The organism is Ramlibacter sp. (genome assembly GCF_035627355.1).
GTDB lineage: Bacteria > Pseudomonadota > Gammaproteobacteria > Burkholderiales > Burkholderiaceae_C > Ramlibacter.
In genome coordinates, this window is record NZ_DASPLW010000016.1 from 95549 (window position 1) to 104402 (window position 8854).

The 8854-nt window shown below is 69.5% G+C and carries 7 protein-coding genes and 1 pseudogene; all 8 read right to left on the bottom strand.

The features are described 5' to 3' along the window. On the bottom strand, nucleotides 1-372 hold the full coding sequence (rbfA, locus tag VEC03_RS06140; RefSeq protein WP_324913585.1) for a 30S ribosome-binding factor RbfA: 372 nt from the start codon (nucleotides 370-372) through the stop codon (nucleotides 1-3). A 43-nt stretch (nucleotides 373-415) separates the two neighbouring features. Beyond that, a complete protein-coding gene (gene infB, locus VEC03_RS06145; protein WP_324913586.1) occupies nucleotides 416-3259 on the bottom strand; it encodes a translation initiation factor IF-2 in 2844 nt (947 codons plus the stop codon). A gap of 21 nt (nucleotides 3260-3280) precedes the next feature. Further along, nucleotides 3281-4777 (bottom strand): transcription termination factor NusA, encoded by a 1497-nt coding sequence (gene nusA, locus VEC03_RS06150; protein ID WP_324913588.1) that lies wholly within the window; start codon nucleotides 4775-4777, stop codon nucleotides 3281-3283. Then, nucleotides 4774-5349 (bottom strand): ribosome maturation factor RimP, encoded by a 576-nt coding sequence (gene rimP / locus VEC03_RS06155; protein ID WP_324913602.1) that lies wholly within the window; start codon nucleotides 5347-5349, stop codon nucleotides 4774-4776. Before rimP ends, nusA begins: the two co-directional genes overlap by 4 nt. Nucleotides 5350-5512: 163 nt before the next feature. Next, complete coding sequence (arfB, locus tag VEC03_RS06160) at nucleotides 5513-5932, bottom strand: alternative ribosome rescue aminoacyl-tRNA hydrolase ArfB (protein ID WP_324913590.1); 420 nt, start codon at nucleotides 5930-5932, stop codon at nucleotides 5513-5515. Nucleotides 5933-5935: 3 nt separating this feature from the next. Continuing rightward, nucleotides 5936-7540: a dipeptide ABC transporter ATP-binding protein gene (locus tag VEC03_RS06165; protein ID WP_324913592.1), complete on the bottom strand. Its 1605-nt coding sequence runs from the start codon at nucleotides 7538-7540 to the stop codon at nucleotides 5936-5938. Then, a complete protein-coding gene (locus tag VEC03_RS06170) occupies nucleotides 7537-8616 on the bottom strand; it encodes an ABC transporter permease (protein ID WP_414708464.1) in 1080 nt (359 codons plus the stop codon). The genes VEC03_RS06165 and VEC03_RS06170 overlap by 4 nt, the downstream gene beginning before the upstream one ends. A 67-nt stretch (nucleotides 8617-8683) precedes the next feature. Next, nucleotides 8684-8854 (bottom strand): annotated as a pseudogene (locus VEC03_RS06175) (microcin ABC transporter permease); the annotation flags it as partial.

Consider the following 8854-nt stretch of genomic DNA (forward strand, 5'->3'; position numbering starts at 1 on the left):
CTACTCGTCCCCGTCTTTGGAACGCGAGGCGACCGCGCGGGCGATCAGCGCATTCATGTCGGCCGCACGCTCGGTGGTGCGGTCGAACTGGAAGTGCAGCGTGGGCACGGTGTGGATGTGCAGCCGCTTGAACAGGCCGTTGCGCAGGAAGCCGGCCGCATGGTTGAGGGCGTCCTCGCATTCCTGCGGGTCGCCCACCAGCACGCTGAAGAACACCTTGGCGTGCGCGTAGTCCGGCGTCACCTCCACGGCGCTGAGCGTGACCATGCCCAGCCGGGGGTCCTTGACCTCGCGGATCAGCTCGGCCAGGTCGCGCTGGATCTGGTCCGCGATCTGGTACGAGCGGTTGGGCTTGGTGCTTTTCTTCGGCATGGCGGCAGCGGGCGGCAGGCCACGTGCCTGCCCGCCCGGCTCGTTACAGCGTGCGCGCGACTTCCCGGATCTCGAAGAACTCGAGCTGGTCGCCTTCCTTGATGTCGTTGTAGTTCTTCAGCTTGATGCCGCACTCGAAGCCTTCCTTGACCTCGCGCACGTCGTCCTTCATCCGCTTGAGCGACTCGATCTCTCCGGTGTAGACCACCACGTTGTCGCGCAGCAGGCGGAAGTGCGCCGAGCGCGTGACCATGCCCGAGGTGATGTACGAGCCGGCCACCGTGCCGATCTTGGAAGCGACGAACACGGTGCGGATCTCGGCCGAGCCGATGACTTCCTCGCGCTTCTCCGGCGCCAGCATCCCCGACATCGCGGTCTTCAGCTCGTCGACCGCGTCGTAGATGATGCTGTAGTAGCGGATGTCCACGCCGTTGCTCTCGGCCAGCTTGCGCGCGCCGGCGTCGGCACGCACGTTGAAGCCGACGATCACCGCCTTGGAGGCGATCGCCAGGTTGACGTCCGACTCGCTCACGCCGCCCACGGCCGCGTAGACCAGCTGCACCTTGACCTCGTCGGTCGACAGCTTGACCAGCGACTGCGACAGCGCCTCTTGCGAGCCCTGCACGTCGGCCTTGACGATGATGGGCAGGGTCTTGACCTCGCCGGCGGTCATGTCCGAGAACATGTTCTCCAGCTTGGCGGCCTGCTGCTTGGCCAGCTTGGTGTTGCGGAACTTGCCGGCGCGGTAGGTCGCGATCTCGCGCGCCCGGCGCTCGTCGCCCAGCACCATGAACTCGTCGCCCGCCTGCGGGACCTCGGTCAGGCCCTGGATCTCCACCGGGATCGACGGGCCGGCCGACTTGATGGTCCGGCCGTCCTCGTCGAGCATGGCGCGCACGCGGCCATAGGTCTGGCCGGCCAGCACCACGTCGCCCACCTTGAGCGTGCCGGACTGCACCAGCACCGTGGCCACCGGGCCGCGGCCCTTGTCCAGCTGGGCTTCGATGACCAGGCCCTTGGCGGCGGCATCCACCGGCGCCTTCAGCTCCAGCACCTCGGCCTGCAGCAGCACCTGCTCGAGCAGTTCGTCCACGCCCTGGCCGGTGAGCGCCGAGACGTTCACGAACGGCGAGTCGCCGCCGTAGTCCTCGGGCACCACCTCCTCTGCCACCAGTTCCTGCTTGACGCGGTCCGGGTTGGCCGACGGCTTGTCGATCTTGTTGACCGCGACCACGATGGGGACGCCCGCCGCCTTGGCGTGCTTGACCGCCTCCTTGGTCTGCGGCATCACGCCGTCGTCGGCCGCCACCACCAGGATCACGATGTCGGTGGCCTGGGCGCCGCGGGCGCGCATGGCCGTGAAGGCCTCGTGGCCCGGGGTGTCCAGGAACGAGATCACGCCGCGCGGCGTCTCCACGTGGTACGCGCCGATGTGCTGGGTGATGCCGCCGGCCTCGCCCGCGGCCACCTTGGCCCGCCGGATGTAGTCCAGCAGCGAGGTCTTGCCGTGGTCGACGTGGCCCATGACGGTGACCACCGGTGCGCGCGGCAGGGCCTCGGCATCGGCTTGCGAGACTTCCTCCTCGGTGAACGCCTCGGGGTCGTCGAGCTCCGCCGTGAGGGCCTTGTGGCCCATTTCCTCGACCACGATCATGGCCGTGTCCTGGTCCAGCGACTGGTTGATGGTGACCATCTGGCCCATCTTCATCAGCGCCTTGATCACCTCGGAGGCCTTGATCGCCATCTTGTGGGCGAGCTCGGCGACGGTGATGGTCTCGGGCACGTGCACCTCGATCACGCGCTGCTCGACCTGCACCTGCTGCGCATCGTCGCGCTGGTCGCGGTCGCTGCCGCGACGGCCGCGCGGGCCGCCACGCCAGCTGTTGCGGCCGACGCCGCCCGAGGCGTCGCCGCGGGTCGGGATCGCCTTCTTCTTGCTCGGGTCGGCGGCCCAGCTGGACGACAGCTTGGCCGACTTGACTTCCTTGCCGGCGCCTGGCGCCGCCGGTGCGCCCGCACGCGCCGAGACGGCCGGCTTGTGCAGCGTGCCCTTGGCGCCCGGCTTGGCAGCTTCGCCCGGCTTGGCTGCCGGCTTGACTTCCTCCGGCTTCTTGGCCACCAGCACCTTGCGCGGCGCGGCCATCATGGCGCGGATGGCCTCGGCCTCCGCCAGCGCCTTGCGGCGGCGCTCCTCCAGGTCCTTGGCGCGGGCTGCCTCCTCCTCGCCGCGGGCCTTGGATTCGGCATCGGCCTTGGCACGGGCTTCGGCCGCAGCCGCGGCCCGCTCGGCCGCGGCCGCAGCGGCTTCGGCGCCGGCCTCGGCCTGCGCCGAAGCCGCGGCGGCGCGCTTGGCCTCCTCGCTGGCGGCGTAGGCGGCCGCGCGCTCCTCGGCTTCGCGCTCGCGGCGCTCCTGCTCCTCGCGCGCACGGCGCTTCTCGGCCAGGTCTTCCTCCTGGCGGCGGATCAGCTCGGCCTGGCGGCGCGCCTCTTCCTCGCGGCGGGCCAGTTCGGCCTCGTCGACGCGCGGCGCCGGCGGCTCGCGCAGCTCGGGCTCGGGGGCTTCCACCACCGCGGTGTCGCTGCCGTCATCGCGCTTGACGAAGGTGCGCTTCTTGCGCACTTCCACCTGGATGGTGCGGGCCTTGCCGCTGGCGTCGGCCTGCTTGATCTCGCTGGTCGACTTCTTGACCAGGGTGATCTTCTTGCGCTCGGGCGTGGCCGTGCCGTGGCTGGCCTGCAGGTAGCCCAGCAGCTTCTGCTTGTCCGCTTCGGACAGCGCGTCGGTCGGCGCCGACTTGGAAACGCCGGCACTGCGCAGCTGCTCCAGCAGCGTCTGGGGTGATTTCTTGAGTTCGCTGGCGAACTCGGCGACGGTCGTACTGGACATAGGTATTTCGGACCCTCCCCTTTACTCTTGCGCTGCGGGGGCACTGGTGAACCAGTGCTCGCGCGCCTTCATGATCAGGGCGGTGGCTTCTTCAGCCGTCTGCCCGGTGATCTCGGTCAATTCGTCAACGGCCAGGTCGGCCAGGTCGTCGCGCGTGTGCACGCCGGCCTCGGCCAGCCGGCCGATCAGCTGCGGGTTCAACCCGTCCAGGTCGCGCAGGTCCTGGGAGACCTCGTCGACGCTCTCCTCGCGCTTGATCTCCATCGTCAGCAGCGCGTCCTTGGCGCGGGCGCGCAGCTCCTGCACGGTCTCCTCGTCGAAGGACTCGATCTCCAGCATCTCCTGGATCGGCACGTAGGCCACTTCCTCCAGGCTGGTGAAGCCCTCGGCGATCAGGATGTCGGCGATCTCCTCGTCGACGTCCAGCTTCTCCATGAACAGGGTGCGGATGGCGCTGGTCTCCTCGGCCTGCTTCTGGGCCGATTCGTTGGCGTCCATGATGTTGATCTTCCAGCCCGTCAGCTCGCTGGCCAGGCGCACGTTCTGCCCGCCGCGGCCGATGGCGATGGCGAGGTTCTCCTCGTCGACCACCACGTCCATCGCGTGCTTCTCCTCGTCGACGACGATGGAGCTGACGTTGGCCGGCGCCAGCGCGCCGATCACGAACTGCGCCGGGTCGTCGGACCACAGCACGATGTCCACCCGCTCGCCGGCCAGCTCGTTGGTGACGGCGTTGACACGGGTGCCGCGCACGCCGACGCAGGTGCCGATCGGGTCGACCCGCTTGTCGTGCGACAGCACGGCGATCTTGGCGCGGCTGCCCGGGTCGCGGGCGCAGCTCTTGATCTCCAGCAGGCCCTGCTCGATCTCGGGCACCTCCTGCCGGAACAGCTCGATCATGAACTCGGGCGCCGAGCGCGACAGGATGATGGGCGCGCCGCGCAGCGTCAGGTCCACCTCCATGATCATGGCCCGCACGCGGTCGCCGTTGCGCAGGTTCTCCTTGGGGATCATCTCGCTGCGTCGCAGGCGCCCTTCGACGCGGCCGCTCTCGACGATCACGTCGCCCTTGTCCATGCGCTTGACGGTGCCCACGAAGATCTTGTCGCCGCGCGACATGAAGTCGTTCAGCAGCATCTCGCGCTCGGCGTCGCGGATCTTCTGCAGGATCACCTGCTTGGCGGCCATGGCGCCGATGCGGCCGATCGGCAGCGACTCGATCGGCTCCTCGATGTAGTCGCCCGGCTCGACGTCGGCCACCCGGTCCCGGGCGTCCATCAGCATCTCTTCGGCATCCGGGTTCTGCAGGCCGGCGTCGTCCGGCACCACCAGCCAGCGGCGGAAGGTCTCGTAGTCGCCGCTGTCGCGGTCGATCGCCACGCGAATGTCCACCTCGCCCTCGTAGAGCTTCTTGGTGGCCTGTGCCAGCGCCGATTCGACGGCGCCGAACACCACGTCGCGCTCGACGTTCTTTTCGCGCGAGATGGCTTCCACCAGCATCAACAGTTCGCGGTTCATCCTAGTTCTCCTGATCCCTTCTTCGAGGGCCTGCGGCCCTTGAAGTCAACCACCGGCGCGAGCCGCGCCTCCTTCAATTCGTCCAGCGTGAAGCCGATCGCCTGCAGCGGCGCCGGCTCCTTCCTGCGGCTGACGCGCTGCCCCGGTTTGCGCTCGGGTTCGTCGCTCCACACCAGTTGCCAGCCGCCGTCGACCCGGCCCAGGCGGCCGCGGAACTTCTTGCGGTTGGCGGCGACCTGCCCGGCCGCCGCGGCGCCCACCGGCGCCTTCAGCGTGATGTCCACGACCTCGCCGGCGAAGCGCTCGAAATCGCGTTCGTCGCGCAGCGGCCGGTCCAGCCCCGGCGAGGACACCTCCAGCCGCTTGTAGTCGATGCCTTCGACTTCCAGCGCATACTGCAACTGCCGCGTGACCTTCTCGCAGTCCTCGACGTTGACGAAGGCCTCCTCGGCGCCCGGCGACCAGGGCAAATCGATGGTCACGCGCAGCAGGCCGCCGGCGGAGCGTTCGATCTCCACCAGCTCGTAGCCCAGCCCGGTCACGGTCTGCTGGGCGATGTCCTGCAGCGCCACGGTTTGCGTCATTCCCTGAAGTTCACCCGACCCACCTGCCGGCCGGCTCGCGCCAGGTCTTGCCGGCCAGCCAAAAAAAACGGGCGGTGAGTACCCGCCCGTCTGGTCGCGAAGCAAAGATTGTACCGTGCATGACCTGCTCGCGCAACTTGCGCGAGGCCCGTCAACCCCCCGGATCGCGCCCCGTGCGCATGAGCTTGAGCTCGGACCGGCGTCGCTTGTCCGACAACCGCTGGCGGGCGGCCGAGGCCGGCGGCCGGGTGGGCTTGCGCACGTGCGGCGGCTCGGCCGTGGCGTCCACCAGTTCCTGCAGCCGCTGCCAGGCCTCGGCCCGGTTCAGCTCCTGGCTGCGGTGCACCTGGGCCTTGATCACCAGCACGCCGGAGCGCGTGATCCGGCGATCGGCCAGGGCCAGCAGCCGCGCCTTGTGCTCGTGCGGCAGGGACGAGGCGCGGATGTCGTAGCGAAGCTGGACGGCGCTGGAGACCTTGTTGACGTTCTGGCCGCCGGCCCCCTGGGCCCGCATGGCCGTGATCTCCACCTCCTCGGGCGGGATCGGCACCGGTCGGCCCCGCAGCGGCATGGTTCAGGCCGCGGCTGCCACCAGCGCCCGCGTGTAGTCGTGCGCCGGCTGGCCCAGCACCCGCTCGACCGGGCCGGACTCCAGCACCTCGCCGTCCTTCATGACCAGCACCTCGTGCGCCATGGCCCGGATCACGTCGACGTCGTGGGTGATCAGCAGGTAGGCCAGGCCCTTCTCGCGCTGCAGGCGCTGCAGCAGGCCCAGCACCTGCTTCTGGATGGTCACGTCCAGCGCACTGGTGGGTTCGTCCAGCACCAGCAGCTGCGGTCCGACGATCAGCGCCCGGGCGATGGCCAGCCGCTGCCGCTGGCCGCCGGAGAACTCGTGCGGGTAGCGGTCCAGCAGGCCGGGGAACTGCGCATCCGTCAGGCCGACCTCCGCCAGCTGGGCCTGGACCCGCGCCCGCCGGTCCGCGACGGGCATCCCCGGCTCGTGGACCAGCAGGCCCTCGCCGACGATCTCCTCCACGGTCATGCGCGGGGACAGGGAGGAGAACGGATCCTGGAACACCACCTGCACCTGCCGGCGGATCGGCCGGTTGGCGGCGCCCCTCTTCTCCCAGCGCCGGTTCACCACGGCCAGGCTGCCGCGATGGGGGACCAGGCCCAGCGCTGCCAGCGCCAGCGTCGACTTGCCGGAACCGGACTCGCCGACCACGCCCAGGGTGCGCCGGGCCGGGATGGCGAAGTCGGCCCCCTGGACCGCGATGAACTCGCCGCGCCGGAACCAGCCACGAACGCCGGGGATGGGGATCGGGTAGGCGACCTGGAGCCGGCGGGCCTGCATCACCTCGGGCGCGACGGCCCCGCCCTCCTCCACGTCGCGAACCGGCCGGCTGTCGATCAGCTTGCGGGTGTAGGCATGCCGCGGGCCGGTGAAGACGGCATCGACGGCGCCTTCCTCGACCAGGTGGCCGTTCTCCATCACGGCAACCCGGTCGGCGAACTTGCGCACCAGGTTCAGGTCATGGGTGATCAGCAGCACCGCCATGCCGGTCTGTCGCTGCAGGTCGTCCAGCAGGCCCAAAATCTGCGCGCGCAGCGTCACGTCCAGCGCGGTGGTCGGCTCGTCGGCCAGCAGCAGGCGCGGCCGGCTGGCCAGGGCCATGGCGATCATCGCGCGCTGGCGCTGGCCGCCCGAGAGCTGGTGCGGAAAGCTGTGGGCGCGGCGGCGCGGATCGGGAATGCCGGTGGCGGCCAGGGCCTCGACGGCGGCATCCCATGCCTGTCGCCTGGTCAATGCCTGCTTGAGTTCCAGCACCTCAGCCACCTGGTCGCCCACCGTGAAGAGCGGGTTCAGGGCCGTCATCGGCTCCTGGAAGATCATGGCGATGTCGTCGCCGCGGATGCCCAGCAGCTCGCGCTCGGGCAATTGCAGCAGGTCCACCGTCCGGCCCTCCGGGCGCACGTTGGCCAGCCGGGCCGAGCCGGTGACCGTCGCGTTCTGCACAAGGCCCAGCAGGGCCAGCGCCGTGACCGTCTTGCCCGAACCCGATTCCCCCACCAGCGCCAGCTTCTCGCCTTCGGCGATCCGGAAGTCGACGCCGTGCACCACCTGCTTGGCGCCGAAGGCGACGCCGAGGTTGCGGACCTCCAGGAGCTCCTTCACAGGCCCGCCTTCCGGGGGTCCAGCGCATCCCGCAGCGCATCGCCCATGAAGGTCAGCAGGAGCAGGGTGACCGTCAGCACGGCGAAGGTCGAGATCGAGATCCACCAGGCATCGAGGTTGGCCTTGCCCTGGTTGAGCAGTTCGCCCAGCGACGGCGTGCCCGGTGGCACCCCCAGCCCGAGGAAGTCCAGCGCCGTCAGTGCCAGGATGGCCGCGCTCATGCGGAAAGGCAGGAAGGTCACCACCGGCACCATGCTGTTGGGCAGGATGTGCTTCCACATCAGGCGGCCGTTGCCCACCCCCAGCGCGCGGGCGGCGCGCACGTAGTCCATCTGCCGGTTGCGCAGGAACTCGGCCCGCACGTAGTCGGACAGGCCCATCCAGCCGAACAGCGACAGCAGGATCAGCAGCAGCGCGACGCTGGGCGCGAACACCGCGGAGAAGATGATCAGCAGGTACAGCTCGGGCATGGAGCCCCAGATCTCGATGAAGCGCTGGAATGCCAGGTCGGTCTTGCCGCCGAAGAAGCCCTGCACGGCCCCGGTGATCACGCCTACGACCACGCCGATGGCGGTGAGCGCGAGCCCGAACAGCACGCTGACGCGGAAGCCGTAGACCAGCTGCGCCAGCAGGTCGCGGCCGCGGTCGTCGGTGCCGAAGAAGTTCTCGCCCGAAGGCGCCGCCGGGTTGGGCTGGCTGGCGAAGTAGTTCAGCGTCTTCGGCCCGTAGGGGTTGGGCGGATAGATCGCCCAGTTGCCCTCCCGCGCCAGCTGCTCCTTGACGAAGGGATCCAGGTAGTCGGTGGGCGTGTGGAAGTCGCCGCCGAAGGTGGTCTCCGGATAGTCGCGAACGATGGGGAAGTAGAAGCTGCCCTCGTAGCGCACCAGCAGCGGCTTGTCGTTGGACAGGACCTCGGCGAACAGGCTCAGGACCACCAGCGTCACGAAGATCACCAGGCTGGCGAATCCCAGGCGGTTGCGGCGGAACCGTTGCCAGGCCCGCCGCGAAGGCGACAAGGAAACCGGCCCAGCCACCCGCGCGGCCTCGGCAGCGGCACTCTCAGGGCCACCGGGGATCCGGTTCTGCCGGTCCCCTGGTGGCGCCCCCCCAGGGGGGAGGCGACCGAAGGCCGGTTCGGGGGGGTCAGTCAAACTTGACACGGGGATCGACCAAGACGTAGGACAGGTCGCTGATCAGCTTGGTCACCAGCCCGATCAGCGTGAACAGGAACAGCGTGCCCAGCACCACCGGGTAGTCGCGCCGGATCACGCTCTCGTACGACAGCAGCCCCAGCCCGTCCAGCGAGAACAGGGT